Annotated in this window: 22 protein-coding genes; 16 read left to right on the top strand and 6 right to left on the bottom strand. The window is 44.4% G+C overall.

Annotated elements, in window-relative coordinates; translation table 11 throughout:
- Nucleotides 1-130: 130 nt before the first annotated feature.
- From ERX55_RS06485 to lrgB, 8 genes are all read left to right on the top strand, one after another.
- On the top strand, nt 131-2,548 hold the full coding sequence (locus ERX55_RS06485; protein WP_133451755.1) for a DsrE/DsrF/DrsH-like family protein: 2,418 nt from the start codon (nt 131-133) through the stop codon (nt 2,546-2,548).
- A gap of 14 nt (nt 2,549-2,562) precedes the next feature.
- On the top strand, nt 2,563-3,888 hold the full coding sequence (locus ERX55_RS06480; protein ID WP_133451754.1) for an MBL fold metallo-hydrolase: 1,326 nt from the start codon (nt 2,563-2,565) through the stop codon (nt 3,886-3,888).
- Between the two features lie 108 nt (nt 3,889-3,996).
- Nucleotides 3,997-5,883: an FUSC family protein gene (locus ERX55_RS06475; protein ID WP_165983728.1), complete on the top strand. Its 1,887-nt coding sequence runs from the start codon at nt 3,997-3,999 to the stop codon at nt 5,881-5,883.
- Between the two features lie 71 nt (nt 5,884-5,954).
- The gene (locus ERX55_RS06470; protein ID WP_133451752.1) at nt 5,955-7,238 is read left to right on the top strand and encodes an MFS transporter; all 1,284 of its coding nucleotides are present in this window, start codon (nt 5,955-5,957) and stop codon (nt 7,236-7,238) included.
- Between the two features lie 50 nt (nt 7,239-7,288).
- On the top strand, nt 7,289-9,031 hold the full coding sequence (locus ERX55_RS06465; RefSeq protein WP_133451751.1) for a sensor histidine kinase: 1,743 nt from the start codon (nt 7,289-7,291) through the stop codon (nt 9,029-9,031).
- A complete protein-coding gene (locus tag ERX55_RS06460) occupies nt 9,032-9,721 on the top strand; it encodes a LytTR family transcriptional regulator DNA-binding domain-containing protein (protein ID WP_133451750.1) in 690 nt (229 codons plus the stop codon). It begins immediately after the preceding gene.
- A gap of 115 nt (nt 9,722-9,836) precedes the next feature.
- Nucleotides 9,837-10,232 carry an antiholin-like murein hydrolase modulator LrgA gene (gene lrgA / locus ERX55_RS06455; RefSeq protein ID WP_133451749.1) on the top strand — a complete coding sequence of 132 codons (396 nt, stop codon included), beginning with the start codon at nt 9,837-9,839 and terminating at the stop codon, nt 10,230-10,232.
- Nucleotide 10,233: 1 nt separating this feature from the next.
- Nucleotides 10,234-10,935, top strand: a complete 702-nt coding sequence (lrgB, locus tag ERX55_RS06450) for an antiholin-like protein LrgB (protein ID WP_133451748.1) — start codon at nt 10,234-10,236, stop codon at nt 10,933-10,935.
- A gap of 30 nt (nt 10,936-10,965) precedes the next feature.
- On the opposite strand, the gene ERX55_RS06445 is transcribed toward lrgB, so the two are convergent.
- On the bottom strand, nt 10,966-11,394 hold the full coding sequence (locus ERX55_RS06445; RefSeq protein ID WP_133451747.1) for a 6-pyruvoyl trahydropterin synthase family protein: 429 nt from the start codon (nt 11,392-11,394) through the stop codon (nt 10,966-10,968).
- 90 nt (nt 11,395-11,484) lie between these two features.
- Here ERX55_RS06445 and ERX55_RS06440 point away from each other — a divergent pair, with 90 nt between their 5' ends.
- Nucleotides 11,485-12,336: a PPK2 family polyphosphate kinase gene (locus tag ERX55_RS06440; RefSeq protein ID WP_133451746.1), complete on the top strand. Its 852-nt coding sequence runs from the start codon at nt 11,485-11,487 to the stop codon at nt 12,334-12,336.
- 123 nt (nt 12,337-12,459) lie between these two features.
- On the opposite strand, the gene ERX55_RS06435 is transcribed toward ERX55_RS06440, so the two are convergent.
- Complete coding sequence (locus ERX55_RS06435) at nt 12,460-13,854, bottom strand: protein adenylyltransferase SelO (protein ID WP_133451745.1); 1,395 nt, start codon at nt 13,852-13,854, stop codon at nt 12,460-12,462.
- 127 nt (nt 13,855-13,981) lie between these two features.
- On the opposite strand from ERX55_RS06435, the gene ERX55_RS06430 reads away from it, so the two are divergent.
- Genes ERX55_RS06430 through ERX55_RS06405 form a run of 6 tightly spaced genes read left to right on the top strand, consistent with a single transcriptional unit; the run spans nt 13,982 to nt 20,393 of the window.
- Nucleotides 13,982-14,470, top strand: coding sequence for a glycosyl-4,4'-diaponeurosporenoate acyltransferase CrtO family protein (locus ERX55_RS06430; protein WP_133451744.1), 489 nt, complete (start codon nt 13,982-13,984; stop codon nt 14,468-14,470).
- On the top strand, nt 14,457-15,497 hold the full coding sequence (gene fni, locus ERX55_RS06425; protein ID WP_133451743.1) for a type 2 isopentenyl-diphosphate Delta-isomerase: 1,041 nt from the start codon (nt 14,457-14,459) through the stop codon (nt 15,495-15,497). The genes ERX55_RS06430 and fni overlap by 14 nt, the downstream gene beginning before the upstream one ends.
- Nucleotides 15,494-16,990: a phytoene desaturase family protein gene (locus ERX55_RS06420; protein ID WP_133451742.1), complete on the top strand. Its 1,497-nt coding sequence runs from the start codon at nt 15,494-15,496 to the stop codon at nt 16,988-16,990. Before fni ends, ERX55_RS06420 begins: the two co-directional genes overlap by 4 nt.
- Before the next feature lie 12 nt (nt 16,991-17,002).
- The gene (locus tag ERX55_RS06415; protein ID WP_133451741.1) at nt 17,003-17,869 is read left to right on the top strand and encodes a phytoene/squalene synthase family protein; all 867 of its coding nucleotides are present in this window, start codon (nt 17,003-17,005) and stop codon (nt 17,867-17,869) included.
- On the top strand, nt 17,866-19,344 hold the full coding sequence (locus tag ERX55_RS06410) for a phytoene desaturase family protein (RefSeq protein ID WP_133451740.1): 1,479 nt from the start codon (nt 17,866-17,868) through the stop codon (nt 19,342-19,344). The genes ERX55_RS06415 and ERX55_RS06410 overlap by 4 nt, the downstream gene beginning before the upstream one ends.
- Nucleotides 19,341-20,393 (top strand): glycosyltransferase family 2 protein, encoded by a 1,053-nt coding sequence (locus ERX55_RS06405; RefSeq protein WP_133451739.1) that lies wholly within the window; start codon nt 19,341-19,343, stop codon nt 20,391-20,393. The genes ERX55_RS06410 and ERX55_RS06405 overlap by 4 nt, the downstream gene beginning before the upstream one ends.
- 22 nt (nt 20,394-20,415) lie before the next feature.
- Here the strand turns inward: ERX55_RS06405 and ERX55_RS06400 are convergent, their stop codons facing one another.
- Together ERX55_RS06400 and ERX55_RS06395 are read right to left on the bottom strand one after the other, a co-directional pair.
- On the bottom strand, nt 20,416-20,907 hold the full coding sequence (locus ERX55_RS06400; RefSeq protein WP_133451738.1) for a pyridoxamine 5'-phosphate oxidase family protein: 492 nt from the start codon (nt 20,905-20,907) through the stop codon (nt 20,416-20,418).
- Between the two features lie 64 nt (nt 20,908-20,971).
- Complete coding sequence (locus ERX55_RS06395) at nt 20,972-22,732, bottom strand: acyltransferase family protein (RefSeq protein WP_133451737.1); 1,761 nt, start codon at nt 22,730-22,732, stop codon at nt 20,972-20,974.
- A gap of 146 nt (nt 22,733-22,878) precedes the next feature.
- On the opposite strand from ERX55_RS06395, the gene ERX55_RS06390 reads away from it, so the two are divergent.
- Complete coding sequence (locus tag ERX55_RS06390; protein ID WP_133451736.1) at nt 22,879-23,124, top strand: hypothetical protein; 246 nt, start codon at nt 22,879-22,881, stop codon at nt 23,122-23,124.
- Here the strand turns inward: ERX55_RS06390 and ERX55_RS06385 are convergent.
- Complete coding sequence (locus ERX55_RS06385; RefSeq protein ID WP_133451735.1) at nt 23,108-23,671, bottom strand: TetR/AcrR family transcriptional regulator; 564 nt, start codon at nt 23,669-23,671, stop codon at nt 23,108-23,110. The genes ERX55_RS06390 and ERX55_RS06385 overlap by 17 nt on opposite strands.
- 100 nt (nt 23,672-23,771) lie before the next feature.
- Nucleotides 23,772-24,560: a TerC family protein gene (locus tag ERX55_RS06380; RefSeq protein WP_133451734.1), complete on the bottom strand. Its 789-nt coding sequence runs from the start codon at nt 24,558-24,560 to the stop codon at nt 23,772-23,774.
- Nucleotides 24,561-24,804 lie beyond the last annotated feature (244 nt).

Here is a 24,804-nt window from a genome sequence, read left to right as displayed (position 1 = left end):
TACAGTGACATTACTATATACCCCCTGAGGTATAAATGTCAATCAAAAAATACCGTACGGGGTATTTGACAAATCGTTTAAACCATATTATGATACCCCCATAGGTATTAAAAAACAGGAGGAAAATACGATGAGACGTATAGTTATTGTTGGAGGCGTTGCAGGCGGTGCATCTGTAGCAGCCCGGCTGAGAAGACTGAACGAAGAAGACCACATCATTTTAATAGAAAGAGGGCCGCATGTTTCATTCGCCAATTGCGGTTTACCCTACTATATCGGTGATGAAATTACAGATAGAAATAAATTATTGATACAGACTCCAGAACTGATGCATGACCGGATGAATATTGACGTCCGCATTCAGACGGAAGCATTGAAAATCAATAGAGCAGAGCAGCAGCTATTAGTGAAGACAGCAGGCCAGGAAGAAGTCATCGATTACGATATTCTAATCTTATCAACAGGTGTGAAACCGATTGAGATTCCTGTTGAAGGAAAAGAGCAGTCACATGTTTTCACTTTAAGAAATATCCCGGATATGGATCAAATCAAAACTTATATTGAAGAGAAGAATGTTAAGACCACATCAGTCATCGGCGGCGGCTTTATCGGTCTTGAGATGGCAGAGAACCTGCATGCATTAGGGATTCAAGTTTCTTTATTTGAGCTCGGCAATCAGGTGATGCCAGGTGTCGATCTCGATATGGCACAAGGTATTCATGAACATCTCATCCAGCAAGGTGTCGATCTGAGACTGGAACAGTCGATTACACGGATTGATTCACAGACAGTTACAACCAGCACGAACGAGACCTTGACTGCCGATATGGTCATTATGGCAATCGGTGTCCTGCCGGAATCAACGCTCGCAGAAGAAGCGGGTCTTGAACTTGGTCTTAAAAAAGCGATTAAAACGAACGACGTATTTCAGACGAACGATGCACATATTTATGCGATCGGTGACGTCAGCGAAGTGACACATCAAATAAGCGGTCAGGCAGCACATATACCACTTGCCTGGATAGCGAACCGCCAAGGTCGTCTGTTGGCAGACCATTTAAATGGTAAAACGTTTGAGCCGCTAAAACCGATTGGTACTGCCATAGCCAAAGTATTTGATTTAAATGTGGCAAGTACTGGATTAAATGAAAAAGCATTAAAACAATTAGATAAGGAATATCACGTCATTCACGTATCTGGTCAATCGAATGCCTCTTATTATCCAGGTGCGACACCGATGACCATTAAAGTCATTTTCAGTCCGCAAGGTGAAATTTATGGTGCACAGATAGTGGGCCGTAAAGGTGTTGATAAACGGATTGATCTTATCGCTAGTGCGATGACATTTAAACAGTCAGTCGTTGATCTGCAGAAGATAGAAATCGCTTATGCGCCACCGTTCTCGTCAGCGAAGGATCCGGTCAATATGGCAGGCTACATAGCAGAAAATGTCCTGACTGATCAGATGAAGATGGCGCAGCACGATGAAATATCAGATGCTCAGCAGCTGATTGATGTCCGTGAACCGATTGAATATGACATGGGTACCATTAATAACGCAAAAAATATACCACTCGGTTCACTCAGAGAACGGCTGAATGAACTGGACCGCAATGTACCTGTCACCGTCTTCTGTCAGGTGGGTCAGCGCGGTTATAATGCAGCCCGTATCCTGAAGAATCATGGTTTTGACGTTATCAACCTGGACGGCGGCTATAAATTATACAAGCAGCTGCACACAGCGCCAAAACCCGTGGTTGACAAGAAAGAAACAGTTAAAGAAGAGGTGAAAACAGTGAGTGAAAACAGAAGATTTATTGAGGCGAGCGGCCTGCAGTGTCCGGGTCCGATCCTGAAAGTGAAAGAGAATATTGATGAGATGCAGGAAGGGGAACAGCTTGAAATCCACGTGACAGACTTCGGCTTCTGTACAGATATTGATGCGTGGGCGAATGCGACAGGCAATACGGTAATCAGCAATAAGACAGAAGGCGGCAAAGTGAAAGCCGTTGTCCAAAAAGGGCGTGCCTTACCGGTCAATGTCATGAATGACGCTGAAGGACACCAGCTCGTTGAGACGAAAAATGGAGCGACAATGGTTGTCTTCAGTGGAGACCTCGATAAAGCACTTGCGTCATTCATTATTGCAACAGGTGCAGCGTCCTATGGTAAAGAAGTCACGATGTTCTTCACCTTCTGGGGATTAAACGTCATTAAGAAACCGGGTATAAAAGTGGCGAAAGAAGGACTGGATAAAGCTTTCGCACAGATGATGCCAAAACACGCAGGTAAGCTGCCGATCTCTAAAATGAATATGGGTGGTATGGGTGCCCGTATGATTCGCCACGTCATGAACAAGAAGAAAGTGGATTCATTAGAAACGATGATCGAGAAAGCACAGTCAATGGGCGTGAAAATGGTCGCGTGTACCATGAGTATGGATATCATGGCTGTCACTAAAGAAGAACTGATTGACGGTGTAGAATACGGTGGCGTAGCTACTTACCTCGGCGATACAGAAAAAGCGAACCTAAATCTATTTATTTAAGAAGGAGAGAGAATATGTATTTTAAATCATTTTTTAACGGTCCGTTAGCGCAGATGTCTTATATCGTCGGTTGTCAGAAAACAGGAGAAGCAATCATTATTGATCCTCTCCGCGACCTGACGCCCTATATTGAGGCAGCAGAAAGTGAGAACCTTGCGATCAAATATGTGACTGAAACACATATCCATGCAGATTTTGCATCAGGTCTGCGCGAAGCAGTGAACAGACTAGGCGCTAAAGCTTATGTATCTGGTTTAGGCGGCGAAGACTGGCAGTACAAAGATGTTGAAGCAGAACGTCTGGTAGAAGGCGATGTGATTAAGGTGGGTAACGTTAAGCTTGAAGTGTTGCATACACCTGGCCATACGCCTGAAAGCATCAGTTTTCTGCTCACTGATAATCAGTCCGATATTCCGATGGGTCTGTTTACAGGGGACTTTATCTTTGTAGGTGACGTGGGTCGTCCCGACTTACTGGAGACTGCTGCCGGCGTCAAGGATTCTACCGCAATCGGTGCGAAACAGATGTACCAGTCACTTAAGAAAATGGCTGACTTACCGGATTACATCCAGATCTGGCCGGGGCACGGCGCAGGCAGCGCATGCGGCAAGTCGTTAGGCGCAGTGCCAGTGACGACGCTCGGCTACGAACGCGTGAACAGCTGGGCATTCCAGTATGAGGATGAAGAAAGTTTTATTCAGGCACTGACCAGCGAGCAGCCTGAGCCTCCGTATTATTTCAAGGAGATGAAAAGAATCAACCGTGACGGCGTCAGACCTTATTCCGCTGAACCGGTTATGCCGGTCACTGAACTGACCGCACCCGTTATACTGGACTTACGACCGAAAGAAGTATTTGCGGAGAATGGCAGTAAGGGCATCAATGTTCCTTACAATAAGAAGTTCCTCAGTTTTGCCGGCTGGTATCTGAACTATGAAGAGCCGCTTCAGTTAATCGGAAACTTCGAAGTGGTTCAACAGGCAGCAGATGAACTGAAGTTGATCGGCTTTGATGCAGTGACGGGTTATTTACCGGGCAATAAAGTGAATGGACCAGGCTATGAACAGATTGAATCCGCTGACTTTAAACGAAAAGATAAAGAAGGCATCAATATTCTGGACGTTCGTACACAAAAAGAATGGGATGACAGCCATTTTGAAGGTGCAAAACATCTTCACTTCGGTAAACTGCTGGCCGAAGATATTCCGTTCAGTCAGGATGACAGAATCTATGTTCACTGTCAGTCAGGTGTTCGCAGCGCAATCGCCATGAGTATTCTTGAAAGACTGGGCTATAAACAAGCCATTAATATAAAAGGCGGTTATGAGGCAGTGAAATAAAGGCCACAGACTTGAAAATTTAGTTTTTCAGGACTATGCTTGATATAAATGATAAAGAACCTCACAAATTTGATTTGTGTGGTTTTTTTATGGGAAGGTGGACCTTATTTGAAGGCTTATTATCAGTCGCTGCTGTCAATTGATGCTGCTAAAATAGATGTTCCTAAAGGCATCAGACAAGGACTTCTTATGTTTATCGCTTTATTTATCTTCTATTTATTCGGTCAGCTGCAGACCGGACTCCTTGTATCGATGGGCGCATTGTCTCATATCTACCTTTTCGGTGGCACGCTCAAATCTAAGATAAAGACAGCTTTAATGGTGAGTGCGACATTAGCGCTGGCCATGATTTTGGGTTCACTGGTCGGACACCATGCACTCCTCTATGCCATCCTGCTGACCGCTTTTGCAGTGATACCTTTCTATATCTTTACTGCGCTAGGTGTTAAAGGACCGTCAGCCACATTTTTTATCGTGGCGTTTGGTCTTGCTTCGTTCATGCCGTATCATCCTGAAACAGCGCTTTACCGAGGTGCACTCGTCATGCTTGGCGGGCTCCTGACTGTACTCGTTGTCTATATTGAGGCGCTGCTGTTCAAAAATACGGTGCAGCAACAGGCCGTCATCAATGATTTCCGCACGCTGTTCACACTTGCTCACCATTTTTCAGATGTTGAGCCGTTCAGCAAAGCGAATCAGCAGGCCCTGCAGATCTTCAGTTCCAGCAGCCAGACGCTGAGAAGTGCAGATATCGGCTTAGTGAAAGAGAATAAAGTCAACTATGAAAGACAATTGCTGCTCCATGAAATGGCGCAGGTTATCTTTGCGGAGTTACTGGAGCTTCGTTCTCGTGGTCACAAGGCAATACCAGGAGATATTATAGACATGTTCGAATATCTCTGTCTAAGTATAGAAAATCAAGCACCTGTTTCCTGGAAGAAGTCTGTGGATGTTGAGCCTCAGTTCGAAGCCCTTGCAGCTGCACTCTTTCGCACAGAAGAAGTCTTGAATGCACCCCCGGAACAATTGTCATATAAGATGCGTACAAGGGATGTTAACTATGTAGAATGTCTTATACAGAACCTGACACCGGAATCGATGGTTTTTATCATGACCTTAAAGTATGCAGCTATTATCACGGCAGCTGTGACGATGGCGCTGCTCTTTAATATTGAACGACCTTACTGGGTGGTATTGTCAGCTCATACTGTTATGCTGGGTATTCATACGGTGTCGAGCATGCAGCGGGCCGGGGCCCGTATTATCGGTACGTCTATCGGCTTGCTGATCATACTTGCCATTCTGCCTCTTAGTCCCAGTCCGCTTACTATTCTGCTGATTGTTGCAGTGACCGGCGGGATTACAGAAATGTTTGTGGCTTCCAATTATTCTCTTGCCATGATCTTCATCACCATTCAGGTTCTCATGATGTCTGCTATTGTAGCAGGACATCTGTCACAGGATTTTGCTTTGTTAAGAATAACGGATACCATTATCGGTGTCCTTATTGCGGTACTCGGCACCCTCCTCCTTGGACGTGTAACGGCATATGCTCGGCTGCCGCATATGTTAGCTTCGTTATTACGTCAGGAAGCTGTGGTCTTCCATGATCTGTTCACAAATGAACACGAGACAGAAGTCAGAAGACGTTCGTTTCCGCTTAATCAGCAGGTCTTCAATACCAGACTCACCTATACTCAGGCATCAGGCGAACTGACTGCTGATAAGGCACAAGTTGAATCCTATTACGCGGTTATCACACTTCTCGAACAGATCAGCTTTGCACTTAATCGTCTGCAAAAGCAGTCGCCGCAACCATTGGATGACCATACACTGAGTGTCTATATGCTGACTTTTGCACATGTCGCAAAACAAATTGAATATCAGCGGTCTCTTGATAAAGTAGAGCTACCGGAATTGCCGGAAGCGGATTATTTAAGAGGAATGCTGAATGAACTGCAGAAATTCTGCAGTCATGATCAAGCTGTTTCATGAGAAACAGCTTTCTTTTTCGACCGAGTCCTCTATAATAAAAGAGATGAAACTAAGGTGTAAAAGGAGCCTCTATGAAAAGAGATATCAGACTGCTGCTTTCAGTCCCGGTCCTGAGTTGGGCCCTCTATGATTTCAGTAATACGATTTTCAGTGCGAATATCATCACGTTGTTTTTCCCGCAGTTCGTTACGGAACAACTGGGGACGAACCCGGTACAGGAGCAGATCGCTTCAACCTGGATTGCCTATTCTGCAAGTATTGCCGCATTTTTTCTGATTTTACTGAGTCCGCTGTACGGCGTTTATATTGACCGTACGAATAAGAAGAAAAAATGGATCATTATTTTCACGCTGATTGTTTTTGGCTGTACGTATCTTATGGGGTACGTAAACAGCATCGCTTTAAAACAATCGGTATTCGGTCTTCCGGCCACATTTTTACTCACCATCATCCTTTTTACCATTGCGAAGTTTACTTATAACTCCAGTCTTGTCTTCTATGATGCTATGATGAGCAGTCTTGCACCGAAAGAGGACCATTCAGTGATATCGGGGTTCGGTGTCGCTTTAGGGTATCTTGGAACGCTAGTAGGAGTTCTCGGTGTCACAGCGTTAGTCGGTAAGGGGCCGACAGCTGAGACCTTTATTCCGACAGCGATTCTTTTTCTGATCTTCAGTCTGCCAATTTTCATTTTCGGCAGAGATGGTGATCGTGAAGTGAAGAGAGAGAAAACGGTCAATGGTTATCAGGAAGTCTGGGAGACTTTTAAGCTTGCTCGGCAGGAACCTGCTATTTATGTCTTCCTGATTGTTTACTTTTTCTTGAACGATGCGCTGGCAACCGCTATCAGTATGATGCAGCCTTATGCGACGACAGTGGTCGGCTTCTCGAACAGTCAGTTTATCAGCATCTTCCTGATTGCGACAGTCTTCAGCGTTATCGGTGCTTTTATCTTCGGTTATATCGCGAAACATATCGGCTCAGCAAGAGCACTACAATGGGTTGCACTTGTACTGATGATAGCTTTAGTTCTCGCAAGCCTGCCCCTGGCCAAAGAATGGTTTTATGTATGTGCGATTCTCTTCGGCGTTGCCATGGGTTCTATCTGGGTGATATCACGGACACTTATCATTGAATTGTCACCTGCTGAACATGAAGGACAGTTCTTCGGTCTTTTTTCAATGAGCGGCAAACTATCAGCTGTTATAGGTCCCTTTATATATGGTACCATTACCTGGTTGCTCAGTGACTACGGGGCGATGGCGAGTCGGGTGGCGATTCTCTCGTTATTTATCATGGCGCTCGGTGCCTTCATTCTACATTTTAAGGTCATCAGACTTTTAACAAAGGAGTAACTTCGGTTACTCTTTTTTGCGTTATAATGGGAATGATAGGAGGATTTGCTATGCTGAGTCTTTTCATATTACTTCTGGAACGTGTCGGTCTGATTATTCTCATCGCCTATCTGCTGATGAATGTGCCTTATTTCAAAAAAGTCATGACAAAGAGGGAAAGAGGGTCAACGCAGCTTCAGCTGCTGCTTATCTTCGGTCTTTTTGCTGTCATCTCTAATTTTACAGGTGTAGAGATTAAGAATAACCAAATTATTTCAAGTGAAATTTTCTATAAACTTTCAGATGACACGTCGCTTGCCAATACCCGTATCTTGATCATCAGTGTTGCCGGACTGGTCGGCGGTCCCTATGTCGGCATCGGGGTCGGTGTGATATCCGGCCTATCCCGTTATTTCATGGGTGGAGAAGCTGCTTATACTTATATTATTTCTTCAGTAGTCGTAGGGATTATCGCAGGTTATGTCGGTTACAGATCACTCCGGGAGAACCGTTATCCCACTATTATTCAGGGTATCATCATCGGCGCCGTGCTTGAGATGATTCAAATGTTATGTATTATCCTGTTTTCACCGGATAAAGGTGCATCGGTTGAACTCGTACAGTTTATCGCGCTGCCGATGATTTCGATTAACAGTCTGGGTTCTGCTATTTTCTTATCCATCATTCTCTCGACACTGCAGCAGGAGGAACGTATGCGTGCTGTACAGACGCATGACGTACTGGCGGTGGCGAATCAGACACTGCCTTATTTCAGAGCAGGTCTTACCCAGGAGTCAGCAACAGAAGCGGCATCCATTATTAAAGATTTGCTCAAACTCTCTGCTGTCTCCATCACCAATACGACAGATATTCTGGCGCATGTCGGAGCAGGGAGTGATCACCATGTGCCTCAGAAAAAAATTATTACGGATCTCTCAAAAGATGTCATCAGATTAGGCGAAGTAAAAGAAGCGCACTCTAAAGAAGGCATCGGCTGCACACATCCGAATTGTCCGCTGGACGGGGCGATTGTCATTCCGCTTTATGCTGAAAACCAGATTGCTGGGACGCTTAAGTTCTATTTTACAGATAATCGCAAAATGACTTATGTCGAACGACAGCTGGCAGAAGGGCTCGGTAATATCTTCTCCAGTCAGATTGAACTTGGTCGGGCTGAACTGCAGAGTAAGTTGTTGAAAGAAGCAGAGATTAAATCACTTCAGGCACAGGTCAATCCTCATTTCTTCTTTAATGCGATTAATACTATTTCAGCACTGGTCAGAGTGGATAGTGAACGTGCAAGAGAATTGCTGCTGAGTCTCAGCCATTTCTTCCGTTCTAATCTGCAGGGCGCTAGGACACCAACGATTACAGTCGAGAAAGAATTGCAGCAGGTCCAAGCCTATCTTGCGCTTGAGCAGGCTAGATTCCCAGACCGATTCAACATTCATTTTGAGGTTGATGACAACTGCCTGCAGGAATATGTGCCACCCTTTCTCATTCAGATATTAGTGGAGAACGCCATTAAACATGCCTTCAGCAACCGTAAAAGAGGGAATGATATCGATGTGCGGGTCAGAAAAACCCACTGCCTCTATATTGAAGTGAAAGATAATGGCTTTGGTATTTCAGCTGATAAAAGAAAACTGATCGGCCAGTCACTCGTTCATTCAGAATCGGGGACAGGAAGTGCACTGGAAAACTTGAACAGAAGGCTTACCGGATTGTTTGGTGAGAAAGCTAAACTGCAATTCGAAACAGCGGTGACAGGGACACGTTTCTATTCTGAATTGCCGCTGAAAGGAGAACAATAGATGAAAATATTGATTGTAGACGATGAACCGCTCGCAAGAAATGAACTGAAGTTTCTGGTCGAACAGCTGGATGATATTGATTTAGTGGACGAAGCAGATTGTGTTGAAGAAACACTGACTGCACTTTTATCAGAACGCTATGATTTATTATTCCTGGATATTAATCTGATTGATGAAAGTGGCCTGGATCTCGCGCAGAAGATCAATAAGATGAAGCGGCCGCCGCATATTATCTTTGCGACTGCTCATGACACCTATGCAGTCAAGGCGTTTGAGCTGAATGCGCTCGACTATGTGCTGAAGCCATTTGATCCGCTGCGGATTGAGCAGGCAGTAGCAAAAGCGCGGACAGAAAAACAACAAATCACCGCTATTTCCATTCAGTCAGACGACAAAATCTATGTGTTGAAATGTGAGGAGATTGTAGCGTTGTATGTAGAGGAAGGACAGCTGCACATTACGACAGTAGACAGAGAATATTTACTTAATGAGCCGCTCAGTAATTACGAGAAGAAACTACCTGATTATTTCATGCGTATTCATCGTTCTAATATCATTAACACAAGACACATCATCAGCGCAGAACACTGGTTTAATCACACCTATCAAGTCAAACTGACAGGTGATATCAAGCTTCAGGTCAGTCGTTCATATATCCGCGCATTCAAAGAAGAAATCGGTTTAATTTAAGCCGGTTTTTTTGCATTTCAACCTGTTATTTTTGCATCTCAACTGGATTACGTCTGATAAGCTGTAAATCCTTGTTATACTGACCTCAAGATAAAATATACGGGAGGTCATTCACATGACAAAAAGTTATTCATTCTTTCATCAGGTCACAGTCATCACCCTGATTCTACTTATCTCAAAAGTGCTGGAAGGTATCATGCCGATTCCGATGCCAGCATCTGTGATTGGACTCGTGCTGCTATTTGTCGCATTGTGTACGGGCATCATCAAGCTTGCTCAAGTTGAAACAGTAGGAAGCGCACTCGTTAATCATATCGGTCTCTTATTCGTACCTGCGGGTATTTCAGTTATCAATTCCCTTGGTATTATCAGTGCACACCCATTCCTGATTCTAGGTCTGATCTTTATCTCAACAGTGATGCTGCTCGTGTCAACTGGTATTTTCTCACAAGTACTGGTAACAAAATCTCCGGTCATGACACAAGCACCTAAAGAGATGGAGGTGCATTAATATGTGGGAGGCACTCGGTGTGCATACACCTTACTTCGGTATTCTGTTAACGATTGTCCCTTTTATGGTCGGCCAATATCTGTTTAAGAAAACAAATGGCTTCTTCCTATTCGCGCCGCTCTTTGTCGGCATGGTCTTCGGTATCTTCTTTCTTAAGATAACGGGTATCAGTTACGACAACTATCTGGAAGGAGGTAAGATTGTAGGCTTCTTCCTGGAACCTGCGACGATCTGTTTTGCTATTCCCCTCTACAAAAAGAGAGAAGTGCTGAAAAAATACTGGATGCAGATCATGGGTGGCATTGCACTTGGGACGACCGGCGCACTTTTCATTATTTACATTGTCGCCAAACTATTCGGTTTTAATACTGATATCATCGCGTCCATGTTACCGCAGGCAGCGACAACAGCCATTGCTTTGCCGGTCGCTAAGAGTATTAATGGTATCCCTGAACTGACGTCACTTGCTGTCATTCTGAATGCGGTCATCATCTATGCACTCGGTAATAAGATGCTGAAACTTTTCCATATCAATCACCCAATAGCACGTGGTCTTGCGCTCGGCACGAGTGGCCACTCACTAGGAGTATCAGCAGCACAGGAACTGGGTGAAGTGGAAACGTCTATGGCAAGTATTGCCATAGTACTCGTTGGTGTGATTGTTGTCGTCGTTGTACCGATACTCGCAACCATACTTTTATAATCAATAAACGGATGCGCAGAGGGCATCCGTTTATTGAGGTCTATTGTACTGCATCAGCAGCACACTATGATTCGCTGTTTCAAATAATTCAAGAGTTTCCATAGTCGTATTGGCAGGCAGATGTTCTTCAAATGTCTCATAAAGCCAGTGGGCGATATTTTCAGTGGTCATATTCATTGAAGGTAGCGTCTGATTGAGTAACTGCTGATCGACAAAAGGTTTGATGTGAGTGGTAAAGATATCTTCTATATGAAAGAAATCAACAGCCATACCCATATCATTAAGGGGACTGCTGACCGTCACATAGAAAACATAGAGATGATTTTCAAGATCCTTATATCTGTCAGGGGAGAAGTAAATACGGCAGTGCGCATGGAAAGAGAACTTTAATTTTAATACAGGTGATGCGTCGTAGATTTTAAATACGTCCGGCGCTTGAATGTCGCCAAATATATGCATCGAGGACCCTCCTTGAATGATGTCTTCTCTTATTTTACATGTTTAAGGACTATGTGATGTAGGAATAAGTAGGCAACAGGAGGAATAAGAATGAACATTGATTCATATAGAGTACCGGTAGAGGCAAATATCAAATTACAAGATTATCCAACGAGTGAAGATAAGAAGAAATATAATGAAGATATCAAGGAAAATGAAATACCTCCCCTTGTCAGTGAACTGAAAGAGCTGCATCTTAAACTCCATGCGGAAGAGAAGAAAGGCATTCTCGTCGTGTTACAGGCACTGGATGCCGCAGGTAAAGATGAAGTCATCAGTTATATATTCTCAAACTTGAATGCACAGGGTCTGAGGACCACATCGTTCAAAAAACCGTCTGATGAAGAAGCGAAACATGACTATATGTGGCGTTTACATGACGGGCTGCCGACGCGTGGTGAAATCGGTATTCTGAACCGCTCTTATTATGAGGAAGTCATCGTGACGAGAGTCCATGATCTGCTCGGTGAAGAACAGGTGCCGGATGATAAAAAGAGAGAAGAGATCTGGGACGTGCGTTATCGTCAGATCAACAACTACGAAGAGTATTTACACGAAAACGGCTTCCATGTCGTGAAATTCTTCTTCCATATATCGAAAGACGAACAGCGCAAGCGTTTACTCGAACGGATGAAAGACCCGAAGAAAAACTGGGAGTTTTCATTCAATGACGTCAAAGAACGCGAACATTGGGAGGAGTATCAGGCAACATTTGAAGATATGCTGAATCAGACTTCAACTGAGCACAGTCCGTGGTACATTCTTCCGGCAGATGACGAATGGCATGCGAGACGTCTCGTTTCTGAAGTGATGATCAGTGTATTGAAAGAAATTGATCCGCAGTTCCCGGAAATAACCGGTGAAGATAAGAAGACATTGCAGGAATATATTGAGAAACTGTAAGCAGAAAACTAAGGATGATATTTGAATCCTTTCTGGATGGCTTACTACCTGCACAATTACAGAAAAATCATCATCTGAAATCAATGATAGCAGTAAAGCCGCGCGGCTTTACTGCTATTGTTTTTAAGTGCCGCAGTAAGTCTGGAAGACTTGCTCGGTCTCTTTAGGAGGAGAGAGATATAAGTCAGGATGATCATCACTGAAGGGCTCTTCAAGTTGAGTGAGCAGTTCTTTAAAGAATGTTAAGTCTGAACTGTTCACCGCTTTTTCAACAAGGTGATTGCGCGGGATAATCGCCGGGTTCACTTGTTTCATGAGTTCAAAAGGCGCTTCTTCTGTTGTGATCCGTTTCTGCCAGCGCACTTTCCAGTCGTCCAGCGCAGAATCAACAGGCTGCTGCAGACTCAACTGACGGAATGTCCGTGTGAAGTCCAGTTCAAGATCCTCCATAATGCTGAGGAGCTCGCCTATCAGGTCACGGTCTTCTGGCTGAGGTGTCCGGATGCCGATTTTTGCAGCCATCGCATTCAGCCAGTATTGATCGAACTGGGTTTCGTAGTAAGTCAGTGCTTCTTTAGCTGTCTCAATGGCTTCATCAGTCTGTTGTCCGAAGAGCGGAATCAGACTCTCTGCAAAACGAGCCAGATTCCATTGCCCTATACCCGGCTGATTATAGTAGGCATAACGGCCCTGCCGGTCAATTGAACTGAAGACGGTCGCGCGGTCAAAGCTGTCCATAAAAGCACATGGGCCGTAATCAATTGTTTCACCGCTGATGGTCATATTATCGGTGTTCATCACACCATGGATGAAACCGATGCTCTGCCACTGTGCAATCAAGGCAGCTTGCCGATCAATCACAGCATAAAGAAAATCGATATATTTTGTGCTTGAAGTGGCGAGTTCAGGGTAATGACGATTAATCGCATAGTCAGCCAGCTCCTTGACGATGCCTTGACGCACTGCATATTCAAATGTGCCGACTCGAATATGACTGCTCGCCACTCGTGTAAGGACAGCGCCTGGTTGTGCGGTCTCTCTTCTGACTGTATCACCGGTTGCTGTGACAGCAAGACTTCTTGTCGTCGGTATACCCAACGCATGCATCGCTTCACTGATCAAATATTCTCTCAGCATCGGCGCAAGGGGTGCACGCCCATCACCCATTCTTGAGAAAGCCGTGCGTCCGGAGCCTTTCAGCTGAATATCATAACGTGAGCCGTCAGGCATGAGGTGCTCGCCAAGCAGAACAGCACGCCCGTCACCGAGCATAGTAAAATGACCGAATTGATGTCCGGCATAAGCCTGGGCAAGGGGTTCAGAATGGGGGAACTTTTTATTGCCTGCCAGTTCATCTGCTGAGTCAGTTAATGCTTCTACACTGAGATTCAGCCGGTCAGCCAGCTTATCATTTAGAATGAGGATTGCTGGCGCTGACACAGGGTTCAGTTCAGCTAAATCATAAAAGTCGGCTGGTAACTGACGATAGCTGTTATCAAAATTAAAGTTTGTGTCCATTATTTATCACTCCTTCATGCTTATCATGACAGAATAAATCAAGAAAATATAGTAATTCAGTATACAAGTGTCTTTCTGATTTTTATGGTAAAATTCAAGATAACTGTAGAACGGAAAGGAGTCTTAGATGAAGTTGCTCAGATTATTGTTACGGAATACAGCAGCTTGGATGTTTATTCAACTAGCCTTATCCTACACAATCATGCGTGTTCCGCGAACATTATTTCACTCTTATGGGTGGTTATTTCAATCCCTGAATTTTGAGGATGAAGGCCGCTTCTGGCAGCGTCACTTTAAAGTGAAAAGATGGAAACATCAATTACCTGATAGTTCAACTCTATTTAGCGCGAGCTTTAACCATCGTGAGCTTGCTTCTAGCGACTTACATGCCCTTCAGACATTCAGCATCGAAACCAATCGGGCAGAATTCACGCACTGGCTGACACTATTAATATGCCCGTTCTTTTACTTCTGGAACCCCAGATGGGCAGCAAGGATCAATGTTTTTTATGCGCTCATCAGCAGCCTGCCTTTTATTATAGTCCAACGCTACAACAGGCCGAAACTGCAGCGTCTTATCACCAGAAAGAAAAGGAGACTTTATGACAACACGTGAACAAAGAAAAGATGAACATATTCGTCTGGCTTTAAGTCATCCTGTCACACAGTCGAGCTTCGACGGGATTCAATTAGTACATCGCTCGATTCCTGCCATTAAGAGATCTGATATCTCACTTGAAACTCAGATTGATTCCCTGACGCTGAACTTTCCGCTCTATATCAATGCGATGACAGGTGGCAGTAAATGGGCCGGTGAAATCAACAGGAAACTTGCCATTATTTCACGTGAAACAGATATTGCGATGGCTGTCGGTTCGATGCATGCGGCACTTAAAAATGAGGAATTGATACCTACATATCGGATTATCAGAGAAATAAACCCGCACGGCAAAGTATTTGCTAATATCGGTGCAGATGTACCGCTCAGTTCTGCGGCGCGCGCAGTTGATATGCTCACTGCAGATGCGCTGCAGATTCATCTCAATGCCCCTCAGGAGGTAGTGATGCCTGAAGGCGGACGGGATTTTTCAGACTGGCTGACAAATATAGAAGGCATCATCCGCAGTGTTGATGTCCCGGTCATTGTTAAGGAAGTCGGATTTGGCATGAGCGCAGAAACACTAGAACAGTTACGTGGAATTGGAGTCCAAATCGTGGATGTCAGCGGACGAGGGGGGACTAATTTCATCTATATTGAAAATGAACGTAGACCCCAGAAAGATCAAAGCTACTTATCAGAATGGGGGCAGACCACATCCGTCTCACTCCTCGAGAGCCAACCTTTTCAGCAGGAGATGACGATTCTCGCAAGCGGAGGCATCCAGTCGCCGCTTGATGCGATTAAATCCATTGTACTGGGAGCTAAAGCCGCCGGTTTATCGCGTGCTGTTTTAACAGAAGTAGAGACAAATGGCCTGGAGGCTGCTATTCAGTTGATAGAGACATTTAAGGCACATATGATTGATATCTCACTTATATTAGGGGCGAGGAACATCAATGAATTACACCAAGTCCCTTATGTGTTATCCCCTGAACTTGAATCTTGGCAACGTCAACGCAATCTGAAGGAGAGAAGCAAATGAAAAAAGTAATCGTGATTGGGGCAGGCGTAGCAGGTCTTGCCTCTGCTATCCGTCTGCAGCATGCAGGTTATGAGGTTGAAATATACGAAAAAGAAAGTATGCCCGGTGGTAAGATGCACCGCATCAAACAGGATGGCTATGAATTTGATTTAGGGCCCACTATTGTCATGATGCCTGAACTCTATAGAGAAATCTTTGAACTTGCCGGCCGCAATCCAGATGACTATATTCCGATGCAGAAGCTCACGCCGATGTATAGCGCATATTTCAACAATGGGACAGAAAAACTGGATGTCTCAAACGATCTGGTCCAGCTGATGGAGTTGTTTGAAGGGGTGAATGAACAGGATGCCGCAGGTTTTCTGAGATATATCAGTGATCTTTATCAGCGTTTTACGATTGCGAAACATCATTTTCTGCAGCGGCCTTTCCGGCAGCAGAAAGATTTCTATAACTTTGAGACATTGAGACAGGGACTGAAGCTTCGTACACTCGGCAATGCTGAGAGCAGCATGGCTAAATATATTAAAGACAAGAGACTGCGTGATGTCATCAGTTTCCAGACCCTCTATATCGGCATCGCACCTTCTAAAAGTCCGTCACTATACACGATTATTCCGATGATTGAGTTCCTCTACGGCATCTGGTTCATAGAAGGGGGTATGCATCGGATGGCCAGTGCGATGGCTCAGCTTTTTGAGGAGCTCGGCGGCACAATCCATTTGAATACACCGGTGGAAGAAATCATGATTCGATCCGGCAGAGCAACAGGCATCCGCACAGCAAATGGGATGATCTATGCGGATTACGTCATGTGCAATGCGGATTTCCCTTACGCGAAAAAAGAACTGGTCAAGGATATAGCGGCGAAAGGAAAGTATACGGATGATTATATCGACAAGATGGCTTACTCGTGCTCATGTTTTGTCCTGTATCTCGGTATGGAGAAAAAATATGATGAAGTAGAGAATATGCATAATTTTATTTTCTCGGATGATCTGGATGAGAACATTAAACAGATTTTCGATGGTCGAATGTTAACGGACCCTTCTGTCTATATGTATATCGCTTCCAAGAAAGAGCCGACTATGGCACCGGCAGGTAAAGACGGACTCTATATTTTGATGCCGATCTCGGAGCTATCTGTTGCTCAGTACGAATGGAATCAAGAAACAATCGCCTATTACCGTGACAAAGCGTTAGCGAAAGTAGAGCAGCTGCCAGGTATGGCACATATAAGAGAGGAAATTGTCACTGAAACCTATATCACACCGGAAGCATTCAAGAAAAGCTTCAATGCCTATAACGGCGCAACCTTCGGGCTGCAGCCGACCCTTCTGCAGAGCAATCATCTACGGCCGCAGAGTAAGGCAGCGCATTGCGAAAATCTTTACTTTACAGGCAGCAGCACGCATCCGGGTGCAGGTGTGCCTATCGTTCTACTCTCCTCCAAAATCGCAACAGATGAACTGATCTTAGATGACAGCCAGTAAAGGAGATACTGTATGACTATTGAACAGGATTATGAATACTGCCGGCAGATTATCAAGCATCATTCCAAATCATTTTATTATGGATTCAGTACATTGCCACGTGAAGAGGCGAATGCAGTCTATGCTATCTATACTTTCTGCCGGACAGCAGACGATCTGATTGACCGGCCGGGCTCGGCCGAAGAGAAAAAAGCCGCGCTGAAGAAGCTGATGGAAGATATAGACTGTTTTGAAGAAGGGCGGCCTCAGAACAGTGCGATGTGGCGGGCGCTCGCTGATGTCAGAGAGCGCTTCCCGCTGGACGTCGCTATGTTACGTAAACAAGTGACCGGCCAGCAGATGGATATAGCATTCAAGCAACCTAGAACGCTTTCAGAACTCTATATTTATAGCTCCCATGTAGCAGGCTCGGTCGGCGAGCTGTTATACCCGATTTTAGCGGGGGAAGATACACCAGAAGGCAGAGAGGCAGCAGACAGCCTTGGGATCGCTATGCAACTGACTAATATACTCCGGGACATTGGTGAAGATTACCGGCAACATCAGCGTATCTATATGCCGGCTGAATTGATGCAGCAGTACGGCTACACGCCAGAACAGTTGCAGCGGCATGAAATAACGCCTGCCTTCATTGAGCTGTGGGAAACACTGGCAGCAGATGCCGAGGCGAGATATGCAGCGTTTTATCCGTTGATCACTACTTATAAAAGACCCTGCCGCAAACCGCTGCTCATCGCCGCGATGATCTATGCAGAAATACTGGAGGAAGTCAGAAAGAATCATTATAACTGCCTGACTCAGCGCCATAAAGTCAGTCTTATGAACAAAAATCGTATCAGTCAGCAGGTCAGTCGCTATTTAAAGGAGGAGGAAGTATGAAGCATGTTGTCGTTATCGGTGGCGGACTCGGCGGTCTTTCAGCAGCTGTTACGCTTAGACAGCAAGGATTTGATGTTTCTTTGTATGAAGCCAATCAGCATTTAGGGGGAAAGCTCAACCGCCTCGAACAGGAAGGTTTCGGCTTTGATTTAGGGCCTTCTATTTTAACGATGCCGTATATTTTTCGACGTCTATTCGAACGAAGCGGTAGACGGATGGAGGATTATCTGCAGATCACTCGGTTAGAGCTGGAATGGCGCGGTTTTTTTGAAAGCGGCCATGTCTATAACCTTTACGGTGATCTGCAGAAGATGAAGAAAGACAATCAGCATCTGAGTAATAGAGACATTGAAGACTATCAACGATTTCTGAAGTATGCCGGAAAAATACATGATCTGACGGTCGAAAGCTATTTTGACAAGGGACTGGATTCCACATGGCCGCTGATCAAGCATCATGGACCTCTTGAAGCACTGCGAGGCTTTGATTATTTCCATACTATGCAGGAAGGCATCGATAAACGTGTTAAAAACGCAGAGTTCAGAACCTTGCTGGGTTACTTCATTAAATATGTCGGTTCGTCTTCTTATGACGCGCCTGCGGTACTCAACATGATGATTCATATGCAGCATGAGCAAGGTGCCTGGTATGTCCCAGGCGGTATGCATCAGATTGCGGATGCAATCGTCAAGCTGGGCAAAGAGATCGGTGTCAAGTTTCATACAGGTATCCGTATCAATGCCGCAGAAGTTGAGAAAGGGCGTATCGTCAGCGTCACGACATCAGCAGGCGAGACAATTCGTGCCGATTATTTTGTCTCCAACATGGAAGTCATCCCGTTCTACGAGAAAATGCTGAAGAAGCCGCCCGTCATCAAGAAAGAGAAGGAAAAGTTTGAGCCGGCTGCTTCAGGTATTGTCATGCATATCGGTGTTGACAGAAGTTATCCGCAGCTTGCACATCATAATTTCTTTTTCTCTCGTGACCCAAAGAAGAACTACCAGCAAGTCTTTCATGACCGGGTTCTGCCGGATGACCCGACCATCTATCTGGTCAATACGAACAAGACGGATCCAAGTCAGGCACCAGCAGGACATGAGAACATCAAGATTCTACCCCATGTGCCTTTTAAGCAGGAGAAGCCTTTCACTGAAGCGGAGTACCGCCAACTGAGAGAACGGGTCTTGATTAAGCTTGAACGGATGGGACTGACCGATTTAAGACAGCACATCGTAACAGAGGATTTCTGGATGCCGGATGATATCGAAGCCACCTATGGCTCTGACCGGGGCGCCATATATGGCACGGTTTCTGATAAGAAGAAGAACAAAGGCTTTAAACATCCGAAAAAAAGTGCCTATTTTGATAATCTTTATTTTGTCGGTGGGACAGTGAATCCAGGTGGCGGCATGCCGATGGTCACATTAAGTGGTCAGCAGGTCGGGCAGATGATTGCGGATAGAGAGTCTGAATGATGATCGCAGGCCTTTTAGTACTGCTCACGATGTGCGCCGGAAGCTTTGTCTTCTATAAAAAGCCTTACGTTAAGAGCGGGCCATCAGAAGCAGGCTCGGTCACTGTTATTATTCCGGCACGTAATGAAGCGCATAATCTACCTCATCTGCTCACTTCTCTAAAGCAGCAGGATCTTCCTCACCAATGTCTGGTTATCGATGACGGGTCTACTGACGAGACAGCTGCTATCGCGAGGCAGTTAGGGGCGACGGTTCTCACGCCGCCGAAAAGAACAGACTGGCAGGGTAAATCTGCAGCCTGTTACTTCGGTGCTGAACATGCACAGTCGGATTATCTGTTGTTTTTAGATGCGGATGTTATACTGAATCACTCGCAGTCGCTTAGAAATCTACTGACGTGTTATAACGGCGGTCTTATGACGGTTCAACCTTATCACATCACAAAAAAGCCTTATGAAGAGCTCTCAGTCTGGTTTAATATCCTGACAGTCGTCGGACAGAACAGCTTTTCAGCGGTCTCCAGCAGTACGCCCGCTGCATTCGGGCCGGTTGTTCTGACTTCAAGCGCACATTATTTTGAGACGGGAGGGCACTACGGTGCTCGCGGCCAGCTGATTGAAGGCTTCGGTCTTGCGGCTCAGTTCGCTCAGCACCAGCTGCCTGTAACAGCGCTACTCGGCAAAGGGACCATCAGTTTTCGGATGTACTCTCATTTCCAGGCGATGACTAAAGGCTGGGCAAAGCATTTCGCCTCTGGGGCAGCCGCAACTAAACCGTGGATCATGCTGCTTATTATTTTGTGGATGCTGGGCAGTCTCCTCAGTTTGAGTCTCCTCATCCTGTCACCTGAGCCATTCAGTATAATGATGTATATTCTTTACAGTCTGCATTTCTATATTTTAAGTAGACGTGTCGGGCGTTTCAGTTTGGTGACAGCGCTATTTTCAAGCTTAGCCTTTATTTATTTTCTCTATGTCTTCACTCAATCTTTCATCCATACGTTCATCTTTAAGAAGGTGGAATGGAAAGGCCGGAACTTAAAGCTATAAAAAAAGAGCCCGAAGGCTCTTTTTATAGTTCCACTGTATCATTCATGCTTTCGTCATTATCTTTCTGGTCACCTTGAATAAGGCGTTTGAAACCATCGAAGACGGTCTTGACAGTCTGATCTGTACTCCAGTATTCAGCTGATTCAGCTTCTACTTTTAGCAAGATGACATTAGGGTCATCATAGCTTGTATGAAGAAAAGATTCCATCGGCTTACTCCATAATTCTTTTTTCTTCGCGTCATCTTCTACAATGTGGATAGTACCTGAAATAGAAGCATAACCTTCTTTGGAAAATGAGACATTGACGCGGTTATCTTTCTGGATCTCATCTGCTTTATCCGTATCTTTCAGAGTGAAGAACCATAGATCTGCATCATCTTCCAGATGTTTATAAGCCATTGGACGAGCGATTAATTTGTTGTCAGAAATCGTTGTTAACATCGCAATATCATTCTTTTTCAGTAAATCGGATAGACGCTGACGTTTTTCTTCAGTTGAAATTTGTTCACTCATTTGAACACCTCCGCTTATTATACTGTAAGCTTATAGGTTTTGGATAAAACTTTCAAATAATATGCTATTTAATAGAATCGTTAAATAATTTGATCATCGCCTGGATACCTGGATATTCAAGGTGGATACCGTCCGGCGCGAAGTACTCGGTATGGTTACTGGAGACTGCATACCAGTCGATGACTTGAACATTCTTGTGTTTTTCAGCTGCTTCTTTCATCAGCTCATTGACATGAGATTCATAGGAAAGCGGCACGCGCGCCGTGACAAGGTAAACTTTTGCTTTATCGAATTTAGCCAGTAGAGTTTCGAGCTGAACCTCTTCGAAATCACCATTTGTACCGATGCCTAAAACCACAATCTGGTCTTTTTTATTCAGATAACTGTATTGATCGGCAAGCGGAATCGCCTTATAAATACTCCGTCCGATTTCCCCGTCTATTGTCGCATTCGGATAGATCTCTTTTAACTGCTGATTGATATCAACAAGCACTGAATCGCCGATAAAGAGCGGTGAAATATATTGTTTCGCTTCATACTGAGTGTCATTGCCGCTATTATCTTCGTCAGTCCAGCTGACTGGACCGAGGAGTTTCGGTGATGTCACACTGCCCATCGTCTGAGTCGTATACACTTTAGGGGCTTCAGCTGTGTCTGTCTGAACAAACGAGTAACCTGAGAATCCGACGAGAGCCAGTAACATCAGAACGACGGGCCATCTTGTTTTCAGACGACTAGGTTTGAAGTAACTGAAGCCTTCACGTCTGAAGGGGGTCTCGATAAACTCATAGCTGAACCAGGCAAACAGAAGAGTCAGTGTGATCTCGATGATATACGCATAAAACGGGGCTTGCCCTTTAACGAAATGGTGCTCCACCATGACGATAACAGGGAAATGCCACAGATACAGACTGTATGACAGCCGCCCGATATAAGTCAGGAACGGCAAACTGAGCAGCTGCTTAAGCATGCTGCCTGGATGGACAGATGAAGCAATGGTTGAGATGGTGATCAAGCCGAGAATAAAGAAGCCGCCGTTATATAGGAAGCCGGTCGCTTCAGTAATCTGGGTAAAACTGATCAGCAGGATGACAAAATTAATCAGTCCGATGGCGCTGATGGTCAATCGCATGGCAGGAGGCACTTCACGTTTCAGGCGGAAGGCAGGCCAGAAGAAGGCGAGTAGAACACCGAGCAGCATCGTCTGTAGGCGGGTATCTGTACCGAAATACAGCCGTGAAACCTGCATGCCTGGTTGATAAAGGATGGCCATCCAGATAGCTGAAATAATAGCCACAACGGTGAAAGCAATCATTGCTGTCCGACGAGAAAACTTCTTCAGGAAGAGCAGTAAGATAAGGGGAAAGAAAATATAGAACTGCTCTTCTATAGCTAGCGACCAGAGATGCTGAAGCGGTCTTGGCTCAAGCGCCTGGAAGTAGTCTACTTTATCATAGATATACCACCAGTTAGAAACATAAAAAAAGGCAGCGATGATATCTTTTTTCAGCTGGTGAAGAATAGACTGTTCAAATAACAGACAGTAAGCAAACAATGTAACCAGCAGAAATAAGATAGCAGGAAACAGCCGTTTAATCCTCTTTGTATAGAATTTAAAGAGATTGATAGAACCCGTTTCACGATATTCCTTAAGCAGGATCATGGTGATCAAGTAACCCGAAATAATGAAGAAGGTATCAACGCCGAGAAAGCCGCCTGGCAGAAATTTAGGATTTAAGTGGAAGATGATGATGGCCATCACCGCAATAGCCCTTAAACCATCTAAGCCAGGTAAGTAATGTGTTTCTTTTTTCATAGAAGTCATTTGGAAATCCTCTTTTAATCAATATGTAATGATATTGTAATATAAAAGGGATTTATTGTTAAGTGTTAACTGGATTTTTTCATCAAATTTTTAAATTCATTGTTTACTTAGGGTATAACTAATGAAGTAGTAAAGGAGTGAGAGCGATGAATACGAACTATTTATTACACACTATCCACTTGCATCACCGCGAACCTTTTTCCTATCAGCAGCTTAAGAATCTGACTGTCCATACCCTGGCTGATCTAACGGAGGATGAATTTAACGCAGCTTACACCAGATTAAAAGAAGAAAAGTTAATAAAAGAAGGGGAACCTCTCACCTTAACATTCCTGGGTGAAACGGTATTAAAGCAAGCCATAAAAAAACAGCAGTTTAATCACAGAGATTAAACTGCACGGCTGTCAGCTGAGTCAGTTGGTCACTCAGTTCATCGATCGGAAGATCAAACTGATTATTGATCCAGAGCTCATATGTAAGAAATAGACCGGATAAGAAGAAGTTCACAGCATATTCAGTGGTAAGAGGGCTATCAAAGTTCATTTTCTTAAACTGATCCAGAAAATGCTCTTTTGAGAAATCGATTCCGCTTCTAATAACCGTCAGGCGGCTTCTAGCAGGAATCTGGGCGAAGATATGTCTGTGACCATAAAGTTGATGAAGGGTACGCACATAGTTGTCTTTAAATTGTTCTAAAAGTTCCTGGTTAGAACTGAATTCAGCTTTAAAGCGCAGATTATTGATAATCTCAGAATAGATATATAAGACCAGATCTTCAAATAAGGCATATTTGTCCTTGTAGTGTGTGTAAAAAGTAGAGCGGGTGATACCGGATTTCTGTACGATAGAAGTTGTAGTGATGTCTTCAATGGTCACATCTTTTAGCATTTCATCGAGTGTGGTAATCAGCAATAATTTAATCTTAGAAAAAATAAGCATAGACACCTTCCTTTCTCATGTGTTTACGCTTATTATACATGAGACGTCCGTGTAAGATGTATAAGTAAAAAGCAGCATTCTCACGAATGCTGCTTTTTACTTAATGTGAAGCTCTTTTTTCTTTGAATTTTCCGAGCAGGAAACCACCTAAAGCGATACCGATCAGAACAGTCCAGAAAATCAACTGCCACTGCCATGAATGAGGAAAGTCATGCGGCAATACATGGATTTTTTCATGCGCTAAGACCAGCACGACCAGTTTAATACCGACCCAACCGACGATGGCGAATGCGGCTGCCTCAAGCGACGGGTATTTAGCTAAGATCGCTACAAAGTAATTAGCTGCGAAACGCATCAGAATAACACCAATCATACCACCGGCAAACATCACGGTGAACTGTCCGGCATTCAGCCCCATAAAGTCAGGGCCGACATGAGGTAAAGTCAAGGCGATAGCAATAGCCGCAAGCATGGAATCAATCGCAAAAGCAATATCAGCGAATTCGACTTTTAAGACAGTCATCCAGAAGCCGCTGCCTTTCGTATCTTCCGATTGTTCTTCGACGACATCAGGCACAGCCGGATCATTAGGATGATCTTTATGTTTGAAGTAGTCGATGAGATTTTTGACTGACATGAAAATCAGATAGGCCGCGCCAATTGCTTGTATCTCCCAGTATTTCGCGAGAATAGAAATCATGAAAAGTGACACCATACGGAAAATAAAAGCACCGATTAAACCATAGAATAAAGCTTTTTTCTGATCTTCGGGTTTCAGATGCTTGACCATCACCGCCATAACAATCGCATTATCAGCAGCGAGCAAGCCTTCCAAGACAATCAGGACAACTAATACCCAGAGATAGGACAATAAAATACTTGGATCCATTAAAGAAACCTCCTTCATTATAATTTTGCCAAATAAAAAGACCCATGCCAAATTCATTGGCAAAGGTCTCACTGAACAATAAGTTCTATAATCCCGGAAAGCAGGCTTTCGTAATGACGAGATTATACCAGGAAATATATTCCTTGAGTTACTCCCCTTCGACAGGTGTCGTAGGTATTTATTTATTTCATTATAACACGATATATCAGAATTTCGAGTAAAAGACTCAAAATCAAGAAAAAAA

Source organism: Macrococcus bovicus (assembly GCF_004359575.1).
Taxonomy (GTDB): domain Bacteria; phylum Bacillota; class Bacilli; order Staphylococcales; family Staphylococcaceae; genus Macrococcus; species Macrococcus bovicus.
This window is presented reverse-complemented; position numbering and strand designations above follow the sequence as displayed.